At 67.4% G+C, this 25,375-nt stretch carries 25 protein-coding genes; 20 read left to right on the plus strand and 5 right to left on the minus strand.

The features are described 5' to 3' along the window. The first annotated feature begins 1 nt into the window (after position 1). The 14 genes from G154_RS11475 to G154_RS11540 all read left to right on the plus strand — a co-directional run bounded on the left by G154_RS11475 (position 2) and on the right by G154_RS11540 (position 13,576). Positions 2-592, plus strand: a complete 591-nt coding sequence (locus G154_RS11475) for a propanediol/glycerol family dehydratase medium subunit (protein ID WP_031601356.1) — start codon at positions 2-4, stop codon at positions 590-592. Positions 593-630: 38 nt separating this feature from the next. Continuing rightward, entirely contained in the window at positions 631-2,502 is a 1,872-nt protein-coding gene (locus G154_RS11480; RefSeq protein ID WP_019512320.1) for a diol dehydratase reactivase subunit alpha, read from the plus strand. After that, positions 2,495-2,857 (plus strand): glycerol dehydratase reactivase beta/small subunit family protein, encoded by a 363-nt coding sequence (locus tag G154_RS11485; protein WP_019512319.1) that lies wholly within the window; start codon positions 2,495-2,497, stop codon positions 2,855-2,857. Before G154_RS11480 ends, G154_RS11485 begins: the two co-directional genes overlap by 8 nt. Continuing rightward, on the plus strand, positions 2,854-3,312 hold the full coding sequence (locus G154_RS11490) for a hypothetical protein (RefSeq protein ID WP_019512318.1): 459 nt from the start codon (positions 2,854-2,856) through the stop codon (positions 3,310-3,312). Before G154_RS11485 ends, G154_RS11490 begins: the two co-directional genes overlap by 4 nt. A 220-nt stretch (positions 3,313-3,532) precedes the next feature. Then, complete coding sequence (gene eat, locus G154_RS11495; RefSeq protein ID WP_019512317.1) at positions 3,533-4,945, plus strand: ethanolamine permease; 1,413 nt, start codon at positions 3,533-3,535, stop codon at positions 4,943-4,945. Then, positions 4,942-6,351, plus strand: coding sequence for an ethanolamine ammonia-lyase subunit EutB (locus tag G154_RS11500; protein ID WP_019512316.1), 1,410 nt, complete (start codon positions 4,942-4,944; stop codon positions 6,349-6,351). Before eat ends, G154_RS11500 begins: the two co-directional genes overlap by 4 nt. Beyond that, entirely contained in the window at positions 6,348-7,133 is a 786-nt protein-coding gene (gene eutC, locus G154_RS11505; protein WP_235215552.1) for an ethanolamine ammonia-lyase subunit EutC, read from the plus strand. Before G154_RS11500 ends, eutC begins: the two co-directional genes overlap by 4 nt. Before the next feature lie 25 nt (positions 7,134-7,158). Beyond that, on the plus strand, positions 7,159-8,499 hold the full coding sequence (locus G154_RS11510) for an HAD family phosphatase (RefSeq protein WP_019511335.1): 1,341 nt from the start codon (positions 7,159-7,161) through the stop codon (positions 8,497-8,499). A gap of 179 nt (positions 8,500-8,678) precedes the next feature. Then, positions 8,679-9,122 carry a 50S ribosomal protein L13 gene (rplM, locus tag G154_RS11515; protein WP_019511336.1) on the plus strand — a complete coding sequence of 148 codons (444 nt, stop codon included), beginning with the start codon at positions 8,679-8,681 and terminating at the stop codon, positions 9,120-9,122. Continuing rightward, positions 9,119-9,634, plus strand: coding sequence for a 30S ribosomal protein S9 (gene rpsI / locus G154_RS11520; RefSeq protein ID WP_019511337.1), 516 nt, complete (start codon positions 9,119-9,121; stop codon positions 9,632-9,634). The genes rplM and rpsI overlap by 4 nt, the downstream gene beginning before the upstream one ends. Before the next feature lie 301 nt (positions 9,635-9,935). Continuing rightward, positions 9,936-10,421 (plus strand): hypothetical protein, encoded by a 486-nt coding sequence (locus G154_RS11525; protein WP_019511338.1) that lies wholly within the window; start codon positions 9,936-9,938, stop codon positions 10,419-10,421. A 151-nt stretch (positions 10,422-10,572) separates the two neighbouring features. Then, positions 10,573-11,910: a phosphoglucosamine mutase gene (glmM, locus tag G154_RS11530; protein ID WP_019511339.1), complete on the plus strand. Its 1,338-nt coding sequence runs from the start codon at positions 10,573-10,575 to the stop codon at positions 11,908-11,910. Between the two features lie 48 nt (positions 11,911-11,958). Beyond that, positions 11,959-12,258 carry a type VII secretion target gene (locus tag G154_RS11535; protein WP_019511340.1) on the plus strand — a complete coding sequence of 100 codons (300 nt, stop codon included), beginning with the start codon at positions 11,959-11,961 and terminating at the stop codon, positions 12,256-12,258. A gap of 19 nt (positions 12,259-12,277) precedes the next feature. Then, entirely contained in the window at positions 12,278-13,576 is a 1,299-nt protein-coding gene (locus G154_RS11540; protein WP_019511341.1) for a hypothetical protein, read from the plus strand. 106 nt (positions 13,577-13,682) lie between these two features. Here G154_RS11540 and G154_RS11545 read toward each other — a convergent pair whose 3' ends face one another. The 3 genes from G154_RS11545 to G154_RS11555 all read right to left on the minus strand — a co-directional run bounded on the left by G154_RS11545 (position 13,683) and on the right by G154_RS11555 (position 17,169). Then, complete coding sequence (locus G154_RS11545; RefSeq protein ID WP_019511342.1) at positions 13,683-15,026, minus strand: DEAD/DEAH box helicase; 1,344 nt, start codon at positions 15,024-15,026, stop codon at positions 13,683-13,685. Positions 15,027-15,220: 194 nt separating this feature from the next. Beyond that, positions 15,221-16,267 (minus strand): LLM class F420-dependent oxidoreductase, encoded by a 1,047-nt coding sequence (locus G154_RS11550; protein WP_019511343.1) that lies wholly within the window; start codon positions 16,265-16,267, stop codon positions 15,221-15,223. A 59-nt stretch (positions 16,268-16,326) separates the two neighbouring features. Next, positions 16,327-17,169 (minus strand): dienelactone hydrolase family protein, encoded by an 843-nt coding sequence (locus G154_RS11555; protein WP_019511344.1) that lies wholly within the window; start codon positions 17,167-17,169, stop codon positions 16,327-16,329. 64 nt (positions 17,170-17,233) lie between these two features. On the opposite strand from G154_RS11555, the gene glmS reads away from it, so the two are divergent. Further along, positions 17,234-19,096: a glutamine--fructose-6-phosphate transaminase (isomerizing) gene (gene glmS, locus G154_RS11560; RefSeq protein WP_023985368.1), complete on the plus strand. Its 1,863-nt coding sequence runs from the start codon at positions 17,234-17,236 to the stop codon at positions 19,094-19,096. 4 nt (positions 19,097-19,100) lie between these two features. Then, positions 19,101-19,979, plus strand: a complete 879-nt coding sequence (locus tag G154_RS11565; protein WP_019510231.1) for an alpha/beta fold hydrolase — start codon at positions 19,101-19,103, stop codon at positions 19,977-19,979. 22 nt (positions 19,980-20,001) lie between these two features. Here G154_RS11565 and G154_RS11570 read toward each other — a convergent pair whose 3' ends face one another. Beyond that, entirely contained in the window at positions 20,002-20,457 is a 456-nt protein-coding gene (locus tag G154_RS11570) for a helix-turn-helix domain-containing protein (RefSeq protein WP_019510230.1), read from the minus strand. A gap of 116 nt (positions 20,458-20,573) precedes the next feature. On the opposite strand from G154_RS11570, the gene G154_RS11575 reads away from it, so the two are divergent. Then, on the plus strand, positions 20,574-21,704 hold the full coding sequence (locus G154_RS11575) for an MFS transporter (RefSeq protein WP_045546445.1): 1,131 nt from the start codon (positions 20,574-20,576) through the stop codon (positions 21,702-21,704). A gap of 15 nt (positions 21,705-21,719) precedes the next feature. Here the strand turns inward: G154_RS11575 and G154_RS11580 are convergent, their stop codons facing one another. After that, positions 21,720-22,457: a helix-turn-helix domain-containing protein gene (locus G154_RS11580; protein WP_162181521.1), complete on the minus strand. Its 738-nt coding sequence runs from the start codon at positions 22,455-22,457 to the stop codon at positions 21,720-21,722. Positions 22,458-22,677: 220 nt separating this feature from the next. On the opposite strand from G154_RS11580, the gene cynS reads away from it, so the two are divergent. The 3 genes from cynS to G154_RS11595 form a co-directional block, all read left to right on the plus strand. Next, positions 22,678-23,124, plus strand: a complete 447-nt coding sequence (gene cynS / locus G154_RS11585) for a cyanase (protein WP_019510227.1) — start codon at positions 22,678-22,680, stop codon at positions 23,122-23,124. Between the two features lie 13 nt (positions 23,125-23,137). Beyond that, entirely contained in the window at positions 23,138-23,989 is an 852-nt protein-coding gene (locus tag G154_RS11590) for a formate/nitrite transporter family protein (protein WP_019510226.1), read from the plus strand. Between the two features lie 90 nt (positions 23,990-24,079). Next, a partial coding sequence (locus G154_RS11595) for an HNH endonuclease signature motif containing protein (protein WP_036479499.1) occupies positions 24,080-25,375 on the plus strand: 1,296 nt, incomplete at its 3' end.

Raw genomic sequence — 25,375 nt, forward strand, 5'->3', positions numbered from 1 at the left:
CATGTCGACCACGATCGGCGAAGAACAGCGTTCACTGTCATTCGAAGAGGTCGGCCCGGCGCAGCGCGGATCGCGCAGTGACGAAGTGGTGCTGGCGATCTCGCCGGCCTTCGCCGACTTCTTCAGCAAGACCATCGTCGACACGCCACACGCCGAGGTGATCCGGCAGATCCTGGCCGGTATCGAGGAGCAGGAGGTGACCGCGCGCTGCATCCGGGTCTGGCACAGCGCCGATCTGGCCGTGCTGGCGCACACCGCGGCCAAACTCTCCGGTTCGGGTATCGGGATCGGCATCCTCTCCCGCGGTACCGCGATGATCCACCAGCGCGATCTGCCCCGGTTGTCGAGTCTGGAGTTGTTCCCCCAGTGTCCGCTGCTCACGTTGGACACCTACCGCAGTATCGGTGCCAACGCCGCGCAGTACGCCAAGGGTGAATCCCCGGAGCCGGTTCCGACGCTCAACGATCAGATGGCCCGCCCGCGCTGGCAGGCCAAGGCGGCACTGTTGCACCTCAAGGAGACCGAGCAGATCCGCAAGGGCAGCAAGCCCGTCGAGGTGACGCCGAAGTTCACCGTCGCCGCCGCGGTCTGACCGCCGGCGCGTGCTCGCAGCAGAGAGGTAGGTCTTTGGTGAGTGTCACGGTGGTCGGGGTCGATATCGGTAACTCGACAACCGAGGGCAGCGTCGCCCGGATAGACGAGACCGGCTCGGTGGTCTATCTCGGCGGCGCGTTGACCCGCACCTCGGGGATCAAGGGCACCGTCCGCAACGCCGAGGGTGTGGTCAAGGCGGTCACCCGCGCCGTGCAGAACGCCGGGATCACGGTGGGCGAGCTGGATCTGATCCTGCTCAACGAGGCCACCCCGGTGATCAGCGGATTGGCGATGGAGACCATCACCGAGACCATCATCACCGAGTCGACGATGATCGGGCACGACCCGCGCACTCCCGGGGGCCGCGGGCTCGGTGTCGGTGTCATCGTCGATATCGGGTCGCTCGACGAGGTGAACCCGGGCGATCCCGTGATCGTCCTGGTGCCCGGTGGCGCCGACTTCGAATGGACCGCCACCACCATCAACAACGCCGTCGAGCGTGGTGTCGACGTGAACGGCGCGATCCTCGGCAACGATGATGCGGTCCTGGTCGCGAATCGGTTGGTCATCAAGATCCCGATCATCGACGAGGTATCCCGCGTGGACGCCGTCCCGGTAGGCATGCTCGCCGCCGTCGAGGTCGTCGCACCGGGACAATCCATCCGCACGCTGTCGAATGCCTATGGATTGGCCACCATTTTCGAGCTCGATCCGGACCAGACCCGGGTGGTCTCCCCGGTGGCCAGAGCGCTGACCGGTAACCGGTCGGCGGTGGTGGTGCGCACCCCGTCCGGTGATGTGGAAGACCGCACGATCCCGGCGGGTTCGCTGGAGTTCATCGGGGCGTCCAAGCGGGGCCTCATCGACGTCTCGCGTGGCGCGGCCGAGATCATGGCCGAGGTCGAGCGCGTCAGCCCACTCCAGGACGTGCTCGGGGAGTCGGGCACCAACACCGGCGGCATGATCGCCAACGTCCGGCAGAGCATGGCGGATCTGTCCAAACACGCGCTGGCCGATGTGCGCATCAAGGATCTGCTGGCGATCGACACCCTGGTTCCCCAGGAGGTGCGCGGCGGGGTGGCCGGTGAGGTGGCCTTGGAGAATGCGGTCGCACTGGCGGCCATGGTGCGCACCAAGGAGAGCGGGATGCAGGCCGTCGCCGACGCGGTGGCCACGGCATTGCGCGACGCGGGTGCCACCCGCATCTCGGCGGTGGTGGGCGGGGTGGAGGCCGAGATGGCCGTGCTCGGTGCGCTGACCACACCGGGCACCGAGAAGCCACTGGTCGTCCTCGATATGGGTGGCGGGTCGACCGATGCCGCGGTGATCGAGCGCTCCGGTGATGTGCAGGCCGTCCACCTGGCAGGCGCCGGCGACCTGGTGACCAAGCTCATCGACGCCGAACTGGGCTTGGACAACCTGGAACTGGCCGAGGACATCAAGCGGTTGCCATTGGGCAAGGCGGAGAGCTTCTTTCACGTCCGGCTGGAGAACGGCACCGTGCAGTTCTTCGACAAGCCACTGCCGCCCAACGCGTTTGCGCGGGTGGTGACGCTCTCGGAGATGGGGATGAGTCCCATCCCCACCCGGCACTCGTTGGATCGAATCCGCACGGTGCGCCGGACCGCCAAGGAACGGGTCTTCGTCGTCAACGCCCTGCGCGCGTTGCGCGCGGTCGCGCCGCACGGTGATCTCCGCCAGATCGGCTTCGTGGTGCTGCTGGGCGGGTGCGCACTGGATTTCGAGATTCCCGAGCTGATCGCCGATGCGGTCGCGCCGTACGGAATCGTCTGCGGTACCGGCAATGTGCGCGGTACCGAGGGGCCGCGAAATGCCGTGGCGTCCGGTCTGGTGGCCTCCTATGCCGCCCGTTCGCGGGAGCGCGACAGGGCACAGGTCGATGCTTGAGGGGGGCCAGCCCGAGAAGCCCGCGATCCTGGTGCTGAGCTCGGGCGGCGCACTGGAGAGCGAGGTGCTCGCCGGTATCGAGGAAGAGGGCGTGCCCTATGTCGTCGAGCGGGTGGCACCGGACGCCGACAGCGATGCGCAACGGCTGGCGCGGCGTGCTGCGGGGCGCTCGTCATTGGATGTGGGCGTGGGTATCGATGCCCAGGGCCGGGTCGCCATCTTGCACGACAAGCTGCCCGATGGGGTCGAGGGTCTGTCCGGCGAGCGACCGGCATCCCCGCGCGCCGGTCGGGTCGCCGGGCACAACGCCGCGCGCATCGTGGTGGGCGTGCCCCTGATGGACGAGCCGATATGACCGATGTGCCCGCGCAGGCGGTCGACGTGTTGACGGCACTGGAGGCGTCGGTCAAGTCGCACAGTGCCTTCGTCAGCAGTTGTTGCGATGCGGACTGGATCGACGAGAACGGCCGGATCGCGGTGCGCTGGCTGTTGTCTGCGCTGCGCGAACACCGCCGCAGGTTGCGCCGCGCCATCCGGTTGTGGCGGACACTGTCCGTCGCCGATCCGGTGGACGGCGCGCTGGTGATGGCGACGAACGAGTTGTTGGACGAAAACCGGTTCTTCGCACCGCATATCGCGCGGTGGCGGTCGGTAGCGGTGGGTTCACTGGCGATCGACAGGGTGAGCTTCTGGCGCGATATGGCCGACTTGGCGGCGGCCAATCTGCATGAAGCCCAAAAGGGTTGTCCGACGGACCCGATGCCGGACACCGCGCGCCAGTGGACCCCGGTATCCCGGCGAACTGCATAGATTCGGTGCGCTTTCGAGGCCATGTTGGGCTGGACAGCGCGCCGGTAACGGGCGATACTACTTAACCAAAGGTCGGGTAACCGACCTTTAGGCTGACTCGTACAAGGCAGTCGAACGCTTCCCGGTCAGCCGATGGCTGGCAGATGCGGAGACGCCCGTTCCGGCGCCCCCGATCACCGTCGATCGAGCGCAATTGCACTGTCAATGAAGGAGTTTTCAAGTGGCCGGTGTCGAAGAACACCTCGAGAGCGCAGACTATCTGCAAAAACGACAGCTCAAATCGGGCACCGCGGGCTGGGTGCTGCTGGCCGGCCTCGGCGTCAGCTATGTCATCTCCGGCGACTACTCGGGATGGAACTTCGGGTTGGAGCAGGGTGGATTCGGTGGCCTGGCCATCGCCGCGGTGATCATCGCCGGGATGTACCTGGCGCTGGTCCTGGGGATGGCCGAACTGTCCTCGGCGCTGCCTGCGGCCGGCGGCGGCTACACCTTCGCCAGGCGGGCCATGGGGCCCTGGGGCGGTTTCGCCACCGGCACAGCCATTCTCATCGAGTACGCCATCGCCCCCGCGGCCATCGCCACCTTCATCGGTGCCTATGTCGAGTCGCTCGGCCTGTTCGGTATCACCGACGGCTGGTGGGTCTATCTGGCCGCCTACGCCGTGTTCATCGGCATCCACCTGGCCGGTGTGGGCGAGGCGCTGAAGGTGATGTTCGTGATCACCGCGATCGCCCTGGTGGGTCTCATCGTCTTCGCGATCGCCGCTGTTCCGCATTTCGACATCGCCAACCTGACCAACATGGCGGTCGACGAGACCGCGGCGGGCGCGTCGAGCTGGCTGCCCAACGGCTACCTCGGAATCTGGGCGGCCTTCCCGTTCGCCATCTGGTTCTTCCTGGCCATCGAGGGCGTGCCGCTGGCGGCCGAGGAGACCGCCAATCCGGAGCGCAACGTCCCGCGCGGCATCATCGCCGGAATGGGTGTCCTGCTGGTCACCTGCGCGACGGTCCTGATCCTGACCACCGGCGCCGGTGGTGCCGATGCGATGTCCGGCTCGGGCAACCCTCTGGTCGAGGCGCTCGGCGACGGCACCGCGGCCAGGGTCGTCAACTACATCGGCCTGGCCGGTCTGATCGCCAGCTTCTTCTCGATCATCTACGCCTACTCGCGACAGCTGTTCGCGCTGTCTCGGGCCGGCTACCTGCCCAAGGCGTTGTCGGTCACCAACTCTCGCAAGACGCCGACGCTGGCCCTGATCGTTCCGGGACTGATCGGCTTCGGGCTGTCGCTGACCGGACAGGGTGCGACCCTGCTGAACATGGCCGTCTTCGGCGCCGCGCTGAGCTATGTGCTGATGATGATCAGCCACATCGTGCTGCGCCGCCGCGAGCCGGACATGCCGCGGCCCTACCGCACCCCCGGCGGCGTGATGACCACCGGCTTCGCCCTGGTGATCGGTGTCTTCGCCGTCATCGCCACCTTCCTTGTCGATCCGGTCGCCGCCGGCATCTGCCTGGGTGTGTTCGCCGCGTTCATGCTGTATTTCGCGGTCTACAGCCGGCACAAGCTGGTGGCCAACTCGCCCGACGAAGAATTCGCGATGCTCGCGAAGGCGGAGAGCGAACTCAAGTGATCTACCGGCAGCAGGTCTCGGGCGTGAACTACGCCTTCGACGGACTCGTGGAGCTGTTGGCCAAGGCAACGCCACTGCGCTCGGGTGACCAGCTTGCCGGATGCGCCGCCGAACACGACGCCGAACGCGCGGCCGCCGCGTGGGTGTTGGCGGACCTGCCGCTGGAGACCTTCCTCAACACCGACGTCGTGCCGTATGAGACCGACGAGGTGACCCGGCTGATCATGGACAGCCATGACCGCCGGGCCTTCGCCCCGGTGTCGGGGCTGACGGTGGGCGGTCTGCGGGACTGGCTGCTGGAGACGGCGTCGCGGGACGATGCCGCGGCGCACATCGCGGCGATCTCTGCGGGGTTGACCCCGGAGATGGTCGCCGCGGTCAGCAAGATCATGCGCAACCAGGACCTGATCGCGGTGGCGGCGGCATGCACCGTCACCGCGGCGTTCCGCACCACCGTCGGCCTACCGGGCACGCTGGCCACCCGACTGCAGCCCAACCATCCGACCGACGACCCGCGCGGTATCGCCGCCGCGGTCCTCGACGGTCTGCTGTTGGGGTGCGGTGACGCGGTCATCGGGATCAACCCGGCCACCGATTCCCCGCAGGCCACCGCGGATCTGTTGGATCTGCTGGATTCGATCCGCACCCGCTACGACATCCCGGTGCAGTCGTGCGTGCTCTCGCACATCACGACGACCATCGGACTGATCGAAGCGGGTGCGCCGGTGGACCTGGTTTTCCAGTCCATCGCGGGTACCGAGGGCGCGAATTCCGCTTTCGGGGTGAATATTTCGTTGCTGCGCGAGGGGCGTGAGGCGGCGCTGGGCCTGCAGCGCGGCACCGTCGGCAGCAATGTCATGTACCTGGAGACGGGGCAGGGGTCCGCGCTGAGTTCCCACACCCATCTCGGTGTCGGTGGCAAGCCGGTCGACCAGCAGACGCTGGAGACCCGCGCCTACGCCGTCGCGCGCGACCTCGATCCGCTGCTGGTGAACACCGTCGTCGGATTCATCGGACCGGAGTACCTCTACGACGGCAAGCAGATCATCCGCGCCGGGCTGGAGGATCACTTCTGCGGCAAGCTGATGGGCCTGCCCATGGGCGTCGACGTCTGCTACACCAATCACGCCGAGGCCGACCAGAACGATATGGACACCCTGCTGACGCTGTTGGCGGCGGCCCGGGCGGCGTTCGTGATCACCGTGCCCGGCGCCGATGATGTGATGCTCGGCTACCAGAGCCTGTCCTTCCATGATGTGCTGACCACCCGCCGGACCCTGGGGCTGCGGCCCGCCCCGGAGTTCGAGGCCTGGCTCAAACGCGTCGGAATGGTCGACGACACCGGCCGGCTGACCCCCTTCGACCTGACGCACTCACCGCTGCGTGCGCTGACCTCCGCACCATGAGGAGTGCCATGCGCGACAAGCCGACAGATGTTGCCGTTCAAGAGTTCTGGGACGAGCTGCGCAAGACGACCCAGGCCAGGATCGGACTGGGCCGGGCCGGCACCGCACTGCCCACCCGACAGGTGCTGGAGCTGGCTGCCGCGCACGCCGCCGCACGGGACGCGGTCCACATACCGCTGGACACCGCAGAACTCGCCGACACCGTGCGCGCGGTGGGAATAGGGGAGCCTGCGGTGGTGACCAGCCGGGCCGGTTCCCGCGAGGAGTACCTGCGCCGGCCCGACCTCGGCCGGATGCCCGCCGAGTCCCTCCAGGTCCCGGCCTGTCCCGCCGATATCGGTTTCGTGCTGGCCGACGGACTCTCGCCGACGGCGTTGAGCCATCACGGTGCCAAACTGCTGGCCGCCTTGGTCTCGGCGCTCGGCGACCGCTACTCCATGGCGCCGCCGGTGATCGCGACACAGGCCAGAGTCGCCCTAGGCGATCACATCGCCGCGGCCCAGGGGGTACGCACGCTGTTGGTGATCATCGGTGAGCGGCCCGGTCTGAGCGTGGCCGACAGCCTCGGCATCTACCTGACCCATCTGCCGCGACCGGGGCGCACCGACGCCGACCGCAACTGCATATCCAATATCCATCCACCCGACGGGCTCGGCTACACCGAGGCGGCCCGGGTCGCCGCCGGTCTGGTCGGCGGAGCCGTGGCGCTCGGACGTTCCGGGGTGGATCTCAAGGACACCTCGCGCGCACTGGCCGCGGCCGACCCCGACGAACTGACCTGATCCGTCCCCCCCCCCCACTCAGGAGATGACCGTGTTCACCCATGTCCGCAGGATGGTCCTGCCCGTCTTCGCCGCCTCGGCGGTGGTGACCCTGGCGCTGTCGGGGTGTAGCTCCGACAACGGCCAACGTGCTGACGGCCAACGTGCCGACAGCACCGCACCCGAGAGCACGGGCGCCGCGAGCACCACCGGTGCGGCCTCGGCGCCGGACTGCCGGGTGCTGGCCGACGACCCCGGCTGGTACGGCGACAATCGCGCGCGTATCGACGCCATGCTGGCGGAGATCGGACGCTGCGGTGCCCCCGGCGACATCGCCGACGGCGCTCCGCTGGCGCTGTTCGACTGGGACAACACCGTCGTCAAGAACGACATCGGCGATGCCACTTTCTTCTGGATGGTCCGCAACGGGAAGCTGCGCGCGCCGAAGGGCGGGGACTGGTCCACCACGAGCCCCTATCTCACCCCCGCCGCTGCGGGAGCCTTGTCCCGGGCCTGCGGTGCCGCCGGTCCCGGGCAGCCGATGCCCACCGATACCGATACCCGCTGCGCCGACGAGTTGGTGTCGGTCTACAGCGAGGCCGAGACCACGGCCGATGAGCCGGCGTTCGCCGGGTACAACGCCCGCCGGATCGAACCCGGCTATGCCTGGGCGGCGCAGATGCTCGCGGGCTGGCCGGAAAAGGAGCTCGAAGGGTTCGTCGAACAGGCCCGCCGGGAGAACCTGGATGCCGCCGAGGGCACCGAGCAGAAGGTCGGGACCACCGAGCAGACCGGGTGGGTGCGCTACTACCCGCAGATGCGCGATCTGATCGGTGCTCTGCAGGCCAACGGCTTCGACGTCCGGATCATCTCGGCCTCGGCCGAGCCGGTGGTCCGGGTGTGGGCCGCCGAGTTGGGTATCCCCGCGGACAAGGTGATGGGCGTCCGCACCGAACGCGACGGGGACGTGGTGACCTCGCGTCTGGTCCCGTGCGGCGGCGAGCTCTCCATCCCGTACATCGAGGGCAAGCGCTGCCGGGTCAACGAGCAGGTGTTCGGGGTGAGCGGGCCTGCCGCCTATCAGCAGCAGCCCGAACCTCGCCGGGCCGCGTTCGGCGCCGGGGACTCCGATACCGATATCAGCTTCCTCGATGACGCGACCGCCCTGCGGCTGGCGATCAACCGGAACAAGGACGAGTTGATGTGCACGGCCTACGACAACGCCGACGGGCGCTGGATCATCAATCCGATGTTCATCGACCCCGCCGAGCAGGCCGAACCGTACTCATGTGCGACCGAGGGCTATATCGAACCCGACGGCGGTACGGGCCCGTTGCGCCGCGCCGATGGCACCCTGGTGCCCGACCAGACCGATTCCGTCCACTGACGGTGCAGTTCGCCCGCTGGGACGCGTTTTGACCTGGGCAGATGTCTGCCGGTAAGCTCCACCGTCGGCGTGTGCTGCCCTTTCGAGGGCATACGGGCCCCGGGTCAATGTCGGTCGCCGGGAGCCTCATCGCATGCGCCGGACCGGCACGTAACCCGAGAGAAGAGAAGGTAAGCACTGTGCCTACTTACACGCCGAAGGCGGGTGACACCACGCGTTCGTGGTACGTCATCGACGCCCAAGACGTGGTGCTCGGCCGGCTCGCCGTCGAAGCAGCAAAGCTGCTGCGCGGCAAGCACAAGCCGACATTCACGCCCAACGTCGACGGTGGCGATTTCGTCATCGTCATCAACGCCGAGAAGGTCTCCCTCAGCGGAGACAAGCTCACCAAGAAGTTCGCTTACCGCCACTCGGGTTACCCCGGTGGCCTGCGTCGGCGCACCATCGGCGAGCTGCTGGACACGCACCCCACGCGCGTGGTCGAGAACGCCATCGTCGGGATGCTCCCGCACAACAAGCTGAGCCGTCAGGTGCAGAAGAAGCTGAAGGTGTACGCCGGCCCGGAGCATCCGCATGCCGCGCAGCAGCCGATTCCGTTCGAGATCAAGCAGGTGGCGCAGTGACCGAAGCCGAAGTGACCGAAGTGACCGAAGAGGTCGTCGAGACCCCGACCGGTGAGTACGTCGAAGAAACCGTCGTCGTCGAAGAAGGTGTCGAAGAGGCCGCCCCGCGCGAGCCCGTCTACATCGATCGCCCCATCCAGACCGTCGGCCGCCGCAAGGAGGCCGTGGTTCGCGTGCGCCTGGTTCCCGGAACCGGAAAGTTCAATCTGGACGGGCGCTCGCTGGAGGCGTACTTCCCGAACAAGGTGCACCAGCAGCTGATCAAGGCTCCGCTGGTGACCGTTGATCGGGTGGACAGCTTCGACATCTACGCCCACCTCGATGGTGGCGGCCCGTCCGGCCAGGCCGGCGCGCTGCGGCTGGCGATCGCTCGTGCGCTGATCCTGGTGCAGCCCGAGGATCGCCCGGCACTGAAGAAGGCCGGGTTCCTGACCCGCGACCCGCGTGCCATCGAGCGCAAGAAGTACGGCCTGAAGAAGGCCCGCAAGGCGCCTCAGTACAGCAAGCGCTGATCTGTCGTCTTTCGGCCGCCGGGTGTGGAGCAATCCACACCCGGCGGTTTCTTTTTATCGTGACCTTCTTTGCTCTGTCGCCATCTGCGCTGGTCACACGGCCCCGCAGAAGGTAGCCGGCCGCCCACGTCGAGAGTGATCCAGGTCTCTTCCGGGTTTGATTGCTCGACGCGACGGTGAACCTCGGTGACCGAGGAGCGGGGGCGCGCTTGCGCGTCCGGGCAGATCCGATCTGCCGTCGGTACGAGTCAGTCAGCTCGTAGTGAGACCGAACCGCTCCCACTGACTGAAAGGATGCTCGATGAAGAACACCATGATGACGCGTATGACCGCCGGCGCCGCGATGAGCGGGGCCCTGCTGTTGTTCGGTGGCGCAGCCATTGCCGCCGCCCAGCCCGAGGACGGCAAGGTCGATCTGTCGATCGGTACCGCAGGCGTGCTGACCAACGTGCCGGTCACCACGGCCGCGCAGATTGCCTCGGACCTGTGCAAGACCGATCTCGGCGAAGTGACCGTGACCGCCGAGAGCGTGGACACCGCCGGCGCCCAGCAGAGCGCCTGCACCAACGCGACGATGGGCCAGGTCGACTTCCGGCAGAACGGCCAGCAGCCGGACGCGGCCACCACACCGGCCACCCCGGCGCCGGCCACCGCCGAGGGCGCGTCGTACTCCGAGGAGCCGGTTCAGACCGACGAGCCCGTCGGTGACGAGGCCCCCGCGGGTTCGACCGATGAGGCCCCGGACACCACCGTGACCCCGGTCCCGCAACCGGAGCCGGCCGGCTGATCTGATCTCCGTATCTCAGCTCGCTGAAGCCACTGCCCGCGTCCATCGGACGCGGGCAGTGGTGTTTCTTCGAGAGATCGGTGGGAATTCTCATGAGGTCGCCGGGCTGTCAGTTCGCTCTGGAGCCCTCGCGTATGAGAAATTTGACGTCATGGCTCGACTGTTCGGCACCGATGGCGTGCGTGGAGTCGCCAATCGTGACCTCACCGCGGAACTGGCGGTGGCGCTCGGTTCGGCGGCCGCGCGGCGGCTCGGCTCGGTATCGACAACGGGCCGCCGGGTGGCGGTCGTGGGACGGGATCCACGGGCCAGCGGCGAGATGCTCGAGGCCGCGGTGATCGCCGGCCTGACCAGCGAGGGTGTCGACGCACTGCGTGTCGGCGTCCTGCCCACGCCCGCGGTGGCCTATCTGACCAGTGCGTATGACGCCGACTTCGGCATCATGATCTCCGCGTCGCACAACCCGATGCCCGATAACGGCATCAAGATCTTCGGGCCCGGTGGGCACAAGCTCGACGATGCCGCCGAGGACCGCATCGAGGAATTGGTCAGTTCCGGGCCGGGACAGCGTCCGGTCGGCGCCGGTATCGGCCGCGTCGTGGACGCCGAGGACGCGCTGGATCGCTACCTGCGCCACGTCGCCAAGGCCGTCACCACGCCGCTGGACGGCATCAGGGTGATCGTCGACTGCGCCAACGGCGCCGGTTACGCCGCCGCTCCGCTGGCCTATCGTGCCGCGGGCGCCGAGGTGATCGCCCTCAGCGCGGAGCCCAACGGTCTCAACATCAACGATGACTGCGGTTCCACACATATGGAGGCGCTCGCGGAGGCGGTCGTCGCACACGGTGCGCACCTCGGTCTGGCTCACGACGGTGACGCCGACCGCTGCCTGGCCGTGGATGCCGGCGGCCGCATCATCGACGGTGACGCGATCATGGTGATGCTGGCCTTGGCCATGCAGGAGTCACAGGAACTTGCGTCCAACACGCTGGTCACGACGGTGATGAGCAATTTGGGCCTGCATGTCGCGATGCGTGCCGCCGGCATCGACGTGCGTACGACCGCCGTCGGTGATCGCTATGTCCTCGAAGAGCTGCGGTCCGGGGAGTTCTCGCTCGGCGGTGAACAGTCCGGACACATCGTGCTGCCCAGCTTCGGCACCACCGGCGACGGGATCGTCACCGGGTTGCGGCTGATGTCCCGGATGGCTCAGACCCGCAGTACCTTGGCGGACCTGACCGCGCCCATGCAGACCATGCCGCAGGTACTGATCAATGTCGCCGTGCAAGACAAGGCGACGGTTGCGCAGGCCCCCGCCGTCCAGGAGGCCGTCGCCGAAGCCGAGGCCAAGCTCGGCGATACCGGCCGGATCCTGTTGCGGCCCTCCGGAACCGAGCAGGTGGTGCGGGTGATGGTCGAGGCTGCCGATGCTGATACCGCCCGCCAGTTGGCCGCGCAGGTGGCCGAATCGGTGAGCCGACACACCTAGCCGCGAATTGGATGGAACCGCAGCGGTGCCCGTTGCGTCCTATTCCGTATGGGATACATCGACTCGGCGCGGATGGATGTCACCGCGGTACTGAGTGCCGCGCAGCGCTACGACAGCGTCGCCGGCATCCTCGACGGTGCCGTGGGCCGCGCACACGCGGTGTTCGGTGCTGCCGGCGCGGGCCGCGAGTACGCCGACGGCGGTGCGCTGGTGCAGCGCGCCGTCACCGAGGCCCTCGGTCAGCTTCGAGCGTGGGCGGCGGCGAATCGGGAGATCGCATCGAGTCTGCGGATCTCGGCTGCCGATTACGCCGATATCGACGCCCGCGCCGCCCGACGGATCGGATGACACGGTGTTGGAGCAGGGGATGCCCGCCGTCGAGGTGCTGACCGAGTATGTGCGGGCGTGCCGCCGGCTCGGGCACGACACACCCGACCCGGTGCTGCTGCACACCGCCTACACCGCAGAACAGTCGCTGGATCTCGGCGCGCTGGCCGCCGACTGCCGGACACTGTCGGCCGCCGCTGCCGCTGCCGAGGAGGCCCTGACCGAACAGGATGGCGCGCGCAATGTGGTGCTGGCGCAATGGCACGGCGTCGGTGGTGATGTCGCCGCCGATTTTCTGCGCAGGCATGCCGACGCGTCGTCCGTGGCGGTCGACAATCTGCGTTGCGCGGCAACAGCACTGCGGGATCTGGCCGATCGCCTGCGGCACCTGGTCGAGGAGAAGGTCGGCACCACCACCGATATCGAGGCGCGTGGCGTGCGCGAGATGTGGCTGAGTGCGTCGCGGACGGTCACCACCGGCGCCGGCGATCTTTCGGCGGCCAGTGAGCTGGTGGATCAGCAGGTGGCGCCGTTTGTCGCCACCGATGTCGCCGGTGACTGGGTCACGTCGATGCGTTCGACCGACCGGTCCATTCCCGATGCGTATCGCGCGGCCGCGGACGCGGTGGGCCCGGCAGCCTCGTTCGCCCACCCTGGTCGCGCGCTGCTGCCGGAGACGATTTCGGCAGGAAGCGTGACGGCGCAACCGTTCTCGTATTCTCCGCCGGTGACGGTACCTGCCGGGTTCTCGGCCGAGCAGCAGGCGACACCCGTGCCGTCTGCGGCCCCGGCAGCTGTGCCGTCGCCGGTGCCACAGCCCGTGGCGCCACCGGAAACGCCTGCCGCAGCGCTGCCCCCGGGCGGCGGATTGGGTGCCATGCCGTCACCGGCCGCCGGATTGTCCGGTCTGTCGGGTCTGGGCCAGCCGTTCGCGGACATGCTGGGTGGGCTGTTCGGATCGGGTGCTTCCGGCTTGTCGTCGGACCCTTTGGGAGTGGACGATCCCTTCGACGCCAGGGATGACGCAGCCGACGAGGTGCTCGACGAGGCGGACACCGACCCGGAGGATGAGGCCGAAGAAGAGGATGCCGAGGACGAGCAAACCGAAGGCGGCGAGACCGAAGAAGAAGCGCCCGAAGATGAAGTGCCCGAGGAGCACGGGCCCGGGGCCGTGACGGTCGAGGAGGTGCCGCTCGGTGCCGCCGAGGCGGCGCCGGTTGCCACCCCGGTACCCGCAGCATTGCCCGAGCCACCTGTCGATCCCGCTCCGCCGGTTGCACCGCGGCCCGCCACACCATGCGAGATCGCTGCCGATGCACTCCCTCAGGCGGGTCCGTGAGCCACCTGCCGCGGTGCTCGCCGATGACCCCGCGAACAGACAGGTGTTCCCCCTAGAACCGTGATTCTAGGGGGAACATGAGTCTGCTCGCGGGGGAGGAGAGGGGTCAGCGCGGGGAACCGGCGCCGCTGCGGCGCGGCCGCCCACGGCGCGCGCCGGCATTGCCGGCAGGGGAGCCGGCGCCACCGGATCCGCTGTGCCGTGCGGGCTTACGCCGACGGCTGGACTGCCCGGCAGGACGCGCGGCGGGTTGCTCGGGCACGTCCAGCACGATCGGTCCGGTGAACGTCCGCTCGCCGGGGGCGATCTCCTGCAGCACCGGATGCTCGGCACCGCGGAACTTGGTCACGGTGGCCTTCACGCCCGCCTTGCGGGTGAGCACCTTGACGTCGGAGACCTGGCTGTCCAGCATCAGCGTCACCACGGTGCCCTCGCTGCCTGCACGCGCGGTCCGGCCGGACCGGTGCAGGTAGGCCTTGTGCTCGACCGGCGGATCGGCGTGCACCACCAGGTTCACGTCGTCGACGTGGATGCCGCGAGCGGCGATGTCGGTGGCGACCAGCACGGTCGCCGACCCGTCGGAGAAGGCACCGAGGTTGCGGGTGCGCGCATTCTGGGACAGGTTGCCGTGCAACTCGACCGCCGGTACACCGCGCGAATTGAGCTTGCGGGCAAGGCCTTTGGCGCCGTACTTGGTGCGGGCGAAGACGATGGTCCGACCGGGCGATGCGGCAAGGTCGGCCAGCACCTCGAAGCGGGCGTCATGCTCGACGTGCAGCACGTGGTGCACCATCGCCGAGACGGGGGACTGTTCGGAGTCCACGCTGTGCACGACCGGGTCATGCAGGTAACGCTGGACCAGCACGTCGATGCCGTTGTCCAGGGTGGCCGAGAACAGCAGGCGCTGGCCGTCGCGAGGTGTGCGGTCGAGCAGGCGCTTGACCGGCGGCAGGAAGCCGAGATCGGCCATGTGGTCGGCCTCGTCGAGAACCGTGATCTCCACGCCCGACAGGTCGGCGTGGCCGGACTTGACGTGATCTTCGAGCCGTCCGGGGCAGGCGATGACGATATCGACACCGTCACGCAGCTTTTGGATCTGCGGCTGGGCGCCGACGCCACCGAAGATGGTCACCGACTTCAATCCGGTGGCCTTGGCCAGCGGTGCCAGCGAGGCGTCGATCTGGCTGACCAGTTCGCGGGTCGGGGCGAGGATCAGGGCGCGGAACCGGCCCGAACGGCGAGGCTGCGGCGCGGCGGCAAGTCGTCCGACCACGGGCAGCAGGAAGGCGTAGGTCTTACCCGATCCGGTCTTGCCGCGGCCGAGGACATCGCGGCCGGCCAGTGAGTCGGGCAGCGTCGCAGCCTGAATGGGGAAGGGGGACTCGATGCCGCTGGCAGCGAGCGTGGAAACAACGGCCTCGGGCAGCCCGAGGTCGGAAAAGGTGGGCACGTAAAAGCTCCAGATAGATAGAGTGCGGTCGTCCTGCCCGGCGCGGGAGATCCCGCGGCGCTCGGTGTGACGATCGGCCACGGCGTAGAAATCGCCTTGGCGAAGCGGCAAAAGGCAGAACAGACGATGCCGCTGGGTATCACCCTACCCAATGAGACATGCGTGCCCCAATTATGAGGCGTGCATCACCCTTCTCAGATGTCGCTGGTGAGGGTGACCAGCTCCTCGGTGAAGCGGTGTGCCTCGGCGCCGTCGATGGCGAGCGGATGCACCAGCATGGTGGTCACCCCGGCCGCCTTGTATGCGGCCAGGCGTTCCTTGACGTATCCGCGCGGACCGACCAGCGAGACGTTGCGGACCAGATCGTCGGGGACCGCCGCGATCGCCTCTTCCTTCTTGCCCGCCAGGAACAGGTCCTGGATCTGATCGGCGACCTCGCCGAATCCGTAACGGGTGGCCAGTTTGTGATAGAAGTTCTGCCCCTTGGCGCCCATGCCGCCGATGTACAACGCCAGCTGTGGTTTCGCCCATGCCAACCGGTCCTCGACATCGTCACCGATGGCCAGGCTGGCGCTGACCATGATGTCCAGCGGGCCGAGTGCGGGGTCACGTTTGGCGTAGCCGGCCCGCAGTGAGTCACCCCACACGTCGTCGGCTCTCTCCGGGTAGAAGAAGATCGGCTGCCATCCGTTGGCGATCTCTGCCGTCAGCTCGACGTTCTTCGGTCCGAGTGCCGCGATGGTGATCGGGATATCCTCGCGCACTGGGTGATTGATCAGCCGCAGCGATTTGCCCAGCCCGGTGCCGCGGTCGGCGGGCAGCGGGATCTGGTAGTGCTTGCCGTCGTAGGCGACCTTCTCGCGGCGCCACACCTGCCGGCAGATGTCGACCACCTCGCGGGTGCGCCCCATCGGCGCGTCGAACGGCAGGCCGTGGAAGCCCTCCATCACCTGCGGGCCGGAGGTGCCGATGCCGAGGCGAAAGCGACCGTCGGAGACGTAATCGAGTCCGGCGGCGGTCATGGCCAGCAGGGTCGGGGTGCGCACGTAGATGGGGACCACGCCGGTGCCGAGTTCGATCGTCGAGGTCTTGGCCGCGAGATAGCCCAGCTGGCTGATGGCATCGAACGAGTAGGCCTCGGCGACCAGCGCGATGTCGACGCCGACCTTCTCCAGTTGGACGACCTGCTCGGCGGCCTCTTTGAAACCGCCGGCGTAGCTGAGGAAGATGCCAGTGCGCATGGCTGCGTTTATATCACCAACCAGTTGGTTGGACGCTTGGTGGCCGGACGTTTCGGGCGTCAGCCCTTCAGCAGCGCGACGACCTTGTCTTCCAGCGTCGGCTGCTCGGCTGCGGGATCCAGCGCCACCGTCTTGGGCAGCGTCACCTCGGGATCGGCGAAGTCGCGGTAGGTCTTGTCTCCGGCCAGGACGAACAGCAGATAACCGGTCAGCAGCGCCCGTACCGCCTTCTGGGTGCCCTTATCGGCGCCGGGCAGGCCCACGGCCTTGGCCAACCGCCTGCCCTCCACGAGACCGCCGGACTCGCCCTTGTTGACGATCCTCAACGTCGACGACGTCCAGGCCTGCGCCAGCGCGTCCGCATTGGAACGGAGGGAACTCGAATCCGCGGAGGCCCGCAGGATCAGTCCGGGAAGCGCCAGCCCGGCAGCCGGTTGCTCGGCCGGGGGGCTGCTGACCGCGGGAAACAGGGCCGCAGCGGTCTTGAGCCGCGATCCCATGCCTGCCGCGGCGAAGACGGCGGCAGAGCCGCCGAAACCATGCCCGACGACGCCGAGCTTGCTCGGGTGAACGCTGATCTTGCCGGGCCCCAGCCGCACCCCGGCGATGATGTCCAGCGTGGTGCCCAGGTCGACGGCGAGGTTCAGCACCGACGGCGCGAAGGCCTTCTCGGTGTCGGGGGCCGCCGCGACGATGCCCCACGAGGCCAGATGCTCCAACGTGCCGGCATAGCGGTCGCTACCGGTCAGCCAGTCGTGACCGAAGGCGATGCCCGGCAGATTGAACCCCGATTCCGGGGTATAGACGACGCCGGGCTGGCCGGCGAACGCGAGGTCCCCACGCAGCACACGGTGCGGTCCGCGCCGGGTCAGGGCTGCGAAGAGCTTCTTCGTCTTGGCCACGCATAGACCCTAGTCGACGCGCGTGGACGGGCAGAGGATCGGCACTGGACTACCCTGGGACGCTATGTGTGGAATCGTCGGCTACGTCGGACGGCGCCCTGCCTGCGAGATCGTCGTCGACGCGCTGCGCCGGATGGAGTACCGCGGATACGACTCGTCAGGTGTGGCCCTGCTCGACGGTTCAGGTGGTCTGACCGTGGAACGTAAGGCCGGCCGGCTGGCCAATCTGGAAGAAGCGCTCGGCGAGGCCGGTGGCGACGCGCTCGTCGGCAGCACCGGGATGGGGCACACCCGCTGGGCCACCCATGGGCGGCCCACCGATCGCAATGCCCACCCGCACCGCGACAGCAGCGGGAAGTTCGCCGTGGTGCACAACGGCATCATCGAGAATTTCGCCGGGCTGCGTGCCGAGCTGGAGGCCGTCGGCGTCGAGTTCGCCAGCGATACCGATTCCGAGGTCGCCGTGCATCTGGTCGCCCAGGCCTACCGCCACGGTGATACCGCCGGAGACTTCGTGGCGTCGGTGCTCGCGGTGCTGCGACGTCTGGAAGGGCACTTCACCCTCGTGTTCGCCTTCGCCGACGAGCCGGGGACCATCGTGGCGGCCCGCCGCTCGACCCCGCTGGTGGTCGGTGTCGGCGACGGCGAGATGTTCATCGGTTCCGATGTCGCCGCATTCATCGAGCACACCCGCGAGGCCGTCGAGCTCGGGCAGGACCAGGCCGTGGTGATCACCGCCGACGGCTACCGGGTCACCGATTTCGCCGGTGAGGATGCGCCTGCCCGCCGTTTTCATGTCGACTGGGACCTCAGCGCCGCCGAAAAGGGCGGTTACGAGTACTTCATGCTCAAGGAGATCGCCGAGCAGCCGACCGCGGTCGCCGAGACACTGCTCGGTCACTTCGAGGGCGGTCGCATCGTTCTCGACGAGCAGCGGCTCTCCGATCAGGAGTTGCGCGAGGTCGACAAGGTGTTCATCGTCGCCTGCGGTACGGCGTATCACTCCGGGTTGTTGGCCAAGTACGCCATCGAGCACTGGACGCGGCTTCCGGTCGAGGTGGAACTCGCCAGCGAATTCCGTTATCGCGACCCGGTTCTCGATCGCAGCACGCTGGTGATCGCCATATCGCAGTCCGGTGAGACCGCAGACACCCTTGAGGCGGTCCGGCATGCCAAGGAGCAGAAGGCCAAGGTGCTGGCCATCTGCAACACCAACGGCAGCCAGATTCCTCGCGAGGCCGATGCGGTGCTCTACACCCGGGCCGGACCGGAGGTCGGGGTGGCGTCCACCAAGACCTTCCTGGCGCAGGTGACGGCCAATTATCTTGTCGGCCTTGCCCTTGCGCAGGCCCGCGGCACCAAGTACGCCGACGAGGTCGCCCGCGAATATCACGACCTGGAGGCCATGGCCGCTCAGGTCGAACGGGTGCTGGGCTGCATGGATCCGGTCACCGAGCTGGCACACAAGTTCGCCAACTCCTCGGCGGTGCTGTTCCTGGGCCGCCATGTCGGCTATCCGGTGGCGCTGGAAGGTGCGCTCAAGCTCAAGGAACTCGCCTACATGCACGCCGAGGGTTTCGCCGCCGGTGAACTCAAGCACGGGCCGATCGCCCTCATCGAGGACGATCTGCCGGTCATCATCGTGATGCCGTCGCCGAAGAGCGCGGCAACGTTGCACGCAAAGCTGCTCAGCAACATCCGGGAGATCCAGGCCCGCGGCGCGATCACGATCGTCATCGCCGAGGAGGGTGATGACACGGTGGCCCCGTACGCCGATCACCTGGTCGAGATCCCGGCGGTATCGACGCTGTTCCAGCCGTTGTTGTCGACGATCCCGATGCAGGTGTTCGCCGCGGGTGTCGCGCAAGCGCGTGGTTATGACGTCGACAAGCCGCGCAACCTGGCCAAGTCGGTCACCGTCGAGTAGCGCTGTGGGAGTCGGGCATTGGCGCAGCGACGCGGCGCGTGCCCACTTCGCGGCCGTCTATGCCACGGCGTTGGCGCGGCTTCCGGCTGTCGACCGGATATGGGATGTGGACACGGCATTCGGCACCGTGCGGGTGTATCGGTTCGCCGGCGGGCCTGGGCGGCCGGTGGTGTTGCTGCCCGGCCGTAACGCCTCGACACCGATGTGGGCCGACAATCTGTCCGGCCTGCTCGCGCATCGCCCGGTGTACTGCATCGACCTGCTCGGTGAGCCGGGAATGTCGGTGCAGCGCAAGCCGATCACCGGAGCCGATGACCAGGCGCGCTGGCTGGACGATGTGCTGACCGGTATCGGGGAGGAGTCGGTCCACGTGCTGGGCGTGTCGTTCGGTGGGTGGAGCGCGATGAACTACGCGTTGCGCCGACCGCAGAAGGTGGCCTCGCTTGTGTTGATCGACCCGGTGCTGACCTTCGCGCCGATCCCACTTCGGACCATGCTGGCATTCCTTCCGATGGGGCTGCCGGGCGTCCCGGATAGGGTGCGGCGCCGCATCTTGCGGTGGATATCCGGGGGAGCCGATGTCGACGAATCCGATCCCGCGCTGATGCTCATCGACGCGGGTACCGCCGACTTCGCGCTGCAACAGCCCACGCCCGCCAGGTTCAGCCCGGAGAAGTTGCGTGCGCTGCGGGTTCCCGTTCTGGCGATCATCGCGGGGCGCAGCGTGATTCATGACGCCAGCCGGGCGGCCGCCACGGCCCGCTCGGTGCTGTCCGCGGGTCAGGTCGAGGTCTGGCCGCGGGCGTCACACGCGGTGACCGGTGAGTTTCCCGACGAGATCGCGGCGCGGACAAGCGAGTTCTGGGCAGGCGTCGACCGGTAGCTGCTTCGCGAGGTCGGCCCGTTCAGGTGGGCCGCCGGACGGTGGTGGCGTCGATGTCGATCCGGTGACCGTGCGAGTCGGTCGGGTGCAGTTCGTCCAGCGTGCCGCCGTTTTCGTCGACGAGGACGGACCGCGGTTCCTCGTCGGCGAAGGTATGTCGCTCGCCCCATTGGCGCATGGCCACGATGACGGTGAACAGGTCGCGGCCTGCGTCGGTGAGTACATAGATCTGGCGGCGCCCCGATGCCGCGGTCTCTCGGGTGAGGATGCCGTGCTCGACGAGTCGGCGAAGCCTGTCGGTGAGGATGTTGCGTGCGACGCCGGTGCGGTGCTGAAAGTCGGTGAAGGACCGTGCGTTGTCCATCGCGTCGCGAATGATCAGCAGGCTCCACCGGTCTCCGACGAGGTCGAGTGTGCGCGCGACGGGACACGTGGGGTCGGTCCACGTCACATCGTCGACGTGAACGACGGGCTTCATCACGCCTCCCAATGAGTTGCGATCTGAAACTATTCTGCCATAGTTGGAATGGTTGCAAATTGCTACTGATTGGGGAAGGTGTGCTACTCACCGACAGGCGGCGGATCTTGCTCGCGATGGTCTGCGCCGTCGCTGTCGCGACGGTCTACGTCGCCCAGCCGGTGCTCGCACAGATCGGGCGAGAGTTGGGTGTGTCCGAATCTGACCTGGGATGGATCGTGGCGGCAGGGCAGATCGGCTACCTGGTCGGCCTGGCCGTCCTGGTTCCGTTGGGCGACATGTCGGACCGGCGCGCGCTCATCGGCGGCCAACTCTTCCTCGCCGCGGTCGGGATGCTGGTGGCCGCGCTCGCACCCGGTCTGTGGGTCCTGCTCACCGGTCTGGCCGTGACCGGGTTCTTCGCCGTGGTCGTGCAGACCACCGTCGCCTTCGCCGCCGACGTGTCGACGCCCGCGCAGCGGGGTCGCACACTCGGGATGGTCACGTCCGGTGTCATCATCGGGATCCTGGGTGCGCGCATCCTGGCGGGGATTCTCGCCGACCAGTGGGGATGGCGAAGCGTCTATGCCGCGCTCATGCTGCTACTCGTCGTGCTCTCGATCACGGTGCTCGCACAGCTTCCGGCAGAGCACCCGTCGCGTCGCAGGTCCTACCGCGACGTCGTGGTGTCGCTCGGGAGCCTCTTCGGCGAACCGCTATTCGTCTCGCGCGGGCTGATTGCGTTCTTCCTCTTCGCGTCGTTCGGCACGCTCTGGAGCGGACTCGCCCTACCTCTCGCCGCCGAGCCGTGGCAGCTGAGCCCGGCTCAGATCGGCGTGTTCGGGATCGCCGGGCTTGCCGGTGCGCTGGGAGCTGCGCGGGCAGGCCGATGGGCAGACGCCGGTAGGGCCGACATCGTGACCGGGGCAGCGCTGGCCCTGTTGGCGCTGTCCTGGATGGCAGCTGGGCAGGCGAGCTGGTCGCTTTGGCTGGTGATCGTCGGTGTCATCGTCTTGGACTTCGCGGTCCAGGCCGCGCACGTCAGCAACCAAGCCCTTCTCACTGCTGCCTACCCGCACCAGACCAGCAGCGCCATCGGCGGTTACATGATCTTCTATTCACTGGGCTCCGCACTTGGCGCGACCGCCACCACCACGACGTACGCAGTCCGCGGATGGACAGGATCTACCGTGCTCGGTGCGAGCTTCGCGCTCTGCGGCCTGCTCGCCTGGGCGCTCGGCCGGCGTACGGTGGCGGCGCCGCGTTGATCCGCTGCGGTGTGGTCAGCCGGCTCGGCGTGCGCGTTCACTCGGCGGGACACCGTACTGGCGGCGGAAGGCCCGATTGAACGTTCCCTGGTCGGTGAAGCCGCTCACCCGGCACGCGTGGCTGACCGATGAACCTCGGGCGATCAGGCTGTCCGCGTGTTCCAGTCGGTGGCGCCGGATCTCACTCGCGGGCGACCGGCCGTCCTCGGCAAGCAACTGCTGAACCGAACGCAACGACAGATGGAACTGTGCGGCCAACCGGGCCGCCGTGAAATCCGGGTCGTGGAAGTGCGTGCGGATGTACCCGAGCAGCCGGGCGCGCAGCTCGGAACGTGTCGGGGCGAGGTCGTGGTGATCGGGCGGACGGGTTGTCGCTGCGATACGTTCGGTCGCGTCGACGAAGGTCAGTAGCCGAGCGCCGCTGGTGCCCAGAGGTTTTGCCGACCATGTCACCGGGATGGGCTGACCGGCCCGGGTGATGAACCACTCGTGGGCGGTCACACTCGTCGAGCCGCAGCCGTCGAGGATCGGGCAGGCGTGCGACGGGTAGCGCGATCCATCGGGATGCCATTCGTGCAGGGTGTCGTGGCTGGGCGCCCCGATCACGTCATCGACGGATCGGTACCCCAGCATGGTCAGCGCGGCCTGGTTCGCCAGAGCTACCGCGCCGTCCGGCCCGATGACCCACAGCGGGGTCGGGGCCACGTCGATGACCGCCGACAGCGTGCCGGCATCGAGGGCAATCTCGTTCACCACATCCCACCTGGATTCCGATTGTGGCGACGACACTAGGTTGCGTGCGTTTCGGGTGTGTTTCGCCGGGCGTTACGTTGCGGTTAAACGACATCCGCCGTCATGGGCGTTCGCGAAATGCCGGATTTCCTTCGCCTTCTGCCATGGGCAGTGGGGTGTCAACACGCTGATATGGACATGAGCCTTTTGGGACCGCCAACCGCATGTGAGGAGACCACGCATGGCATACGACGTTGCCTCGCCCGTCATCACCGAGATCGAACAACGACGTTTCGAAACCGGGATCAGCTGGCAGAACATCGCCGACCACATCGACCGCCCGCTGGTGTGGACCGTGGCGGCCCTGCTGGGCAGCCACCCGATGCCCGCCGAGCAGGCCGGCCAGGTCGGCGAGCTACTCGGTCTCAGCGCGGAAACCGTTGCTGCGCTTCAGCGTCAGCCCTATCGGACCGCAGACCCCGCCCTGCTCACCGATCCGACCATCTACCGTTTCGTCGAGTTGGTCAACGTGTATGGCCCGACGTTCAAGGCCCTCATCCACGAGGAGTTCGGGGACGGCATCATGAGTGCCATCAACTGCAGTGTGTCCTTCGCGCGTCGGTCCGATCCCGACGGTGACCGAGTTGTCCTGACGATCGACGGCAAATTCCTGCCGTACCACTGGTAGGAGGAGACCGGACATGTCCTACGTCAAACCAGCCGAACTCGCGACCCGCATCATCGACGCCGGCGAGTCGAAGGTGTTCATGTCGACTCGCGACACCCTAATCCGGTCTTTCATGGCCGGTGCCATCCTGGCACTCGCGGCAGCTTTTGCGATCACCATCTCGACGAAGACGGGGGAGCCGCTACTCGGGGCGGTGCTGTTCCCGGTCGGCTTCTGCATGCTGCACCTGCTCGGATTCGATCTGCTGACAGCGGTATTCACCTTGGTGCCGCTGGCCTGGCTGGACAAACGGCCGGGCGTGACGCTCGCACCGATGCTGCGCAACTGGGGTCTGGTGTTCCTCGGAAACCTCCTCGGCGCACTGACGGTCGCGGTGTTCATGGCGGTGTACTTCACCTACGGGTTCAGCGTGGCCCCCGATGCCGTCGGGCAGGCGATCGGTGAGATCGGCGCAGGCCGGACGGTCGGTTACGCCGATCACGGCGCCGCGGGCATGCTGACGTTGTTCCTGCGCGGGGTGATGTGCAACTGGATGGTGTCGATGGGTGTGGTGGGTGCCATGATGTCGGACAGCCTGCCCGGCAAGGTGATCGCCATGTGGATGCCGATCATGGTGTTCTTCTACCTCGGTTTCGAGCACTCCATCGTCAACATGTTCCTGTTCCCGTCAGGGCTGATGCTGGGTGGGGAGTTCACCATCATGGATTACCTGATCTGGAACGAGATCCCCACCGTGCTGGGCAATCTCGTCGGCGGGCTTGCCTTCGTCGGATTGGTCATCTACGCCACGCATGGCAAGACCGGACCGTTGCGTCCGCGGCCGAACGAGCTCGTCTCGGTCGACAAGGCTGTGACCAAGGCCTGACCGGTTGGCCGAGGTGGCCGGCATCATCGGCCGCACGCTGATGGGTAGGACAGGATTCTGTTGTCAGAGGTGCGGAGTAACCTCGGAGACATGATCGAACACCAGTTCGAAGATCGGGGAATGGTGGTGGCTGACCACCTCGATGCCGCGCGCGATCAGCTGCGCACCGAACGGGTCGCCGTGGCGGCCAAGATTCTGGCGGCGGGCCGGTTCGCGCTGGCGCGGATGGCCGAGTTGGGCCACGCCTTCGAGGACATGATCGTCGATGACTGGGAACTGGCTGCCGCCGAACTGGGCGCCGAGCTAGGGATCAGTCGGGGTCGGGCCTGCACGCTGATCACCCAGGGCCGCGACCTGATCGTTCGGCTCCCGGCATTGGCCGACGTGTTCGCTCAGGGGGCGGTGGATCTGCGGGTGCTGCGGGTCATCCTCCATCGCGTCGCATTGATCGTGGACCCCGACGTCATGTCGGTCATCGACACCCAGCTCGCCGAACAGGCCACCTCGTGGAACGCCCTGTCCGATGAACGGATCGGTGACTTGGTCGACTGGATGGTGGTCGATGTGGACCCCGAGGCGGTCCGTCGGGCCCGAGAGGCGCGGCGCGGTCGGCGTATCACGGTGGAGCCCGTCGGGGACGGCATGGTCGAGATCTACGGCCGCGTCGATGCCGCCAAGGGCGCGGTTTTCGATCAGGGGTTGGACGCGCTGGCCCGCACCACGTGCCCAGCGGACCCGCGCACCTTCCAAGAGCGGCGCGCAGATTCGGTGGACGCCCTGACAGCGGGTGCGAAAAGCATCCCGTGCCTGTGCGGACGTCCGGAATGCCCAGCGGCCGACAATGAGGTCGCCAAAGGACAATTCGTGATTCACCTGCTGGGCGAACGGGACTCCGTTATCGAAGCGCACACCGGACATGCTGACGAACCCTCTGATGACGAGCAGCGCACCGACACCACCCCCGACGCCCGGCACGGTGACAATGCAGACCGCGATACCGTGGACCCGGTTAAAGCAATCCAGCCGGCGCGACCGACCCCGCCCGCGCTGATCCCCGGATACGGTGTGATCACGGGCGAAGCTCTGGTCGACCTGATCCCGCAGGCCACAATCCGGCCCGTCCCCGCGGCGACCGATCTGGGCACCGAGCGCGGCTATCACCCGTCGCGGGGGCTGACTGACTTCATCCGCTGCCGCGACCTGACGTGTCGCTGGCCGGGCTGCACCGTGGCGGTGGCGCGCTGCGATATCGACCACACCACACCCTGGCCCTACGGTCCAACGCATCCGTCGAACACCAAGCTGTACTGCCGCATTCACCATCTGATCAAGACATTTCACTGCGGGCCCGGCGGCTGGACCGACCAGCAGCATCTCGATGGCACC

This window comes from Mycobacterium sp. VKM Ac-1816D, from assembly GCF_000416385.1.
Classification (GTDB): domain Bacteria; phylum Actinomycetota; class Actinomycetes; order Mycobacteriales; family Mycobacteriaceae; genus Mycobacterium; species Mycobacterium neoaurum_A.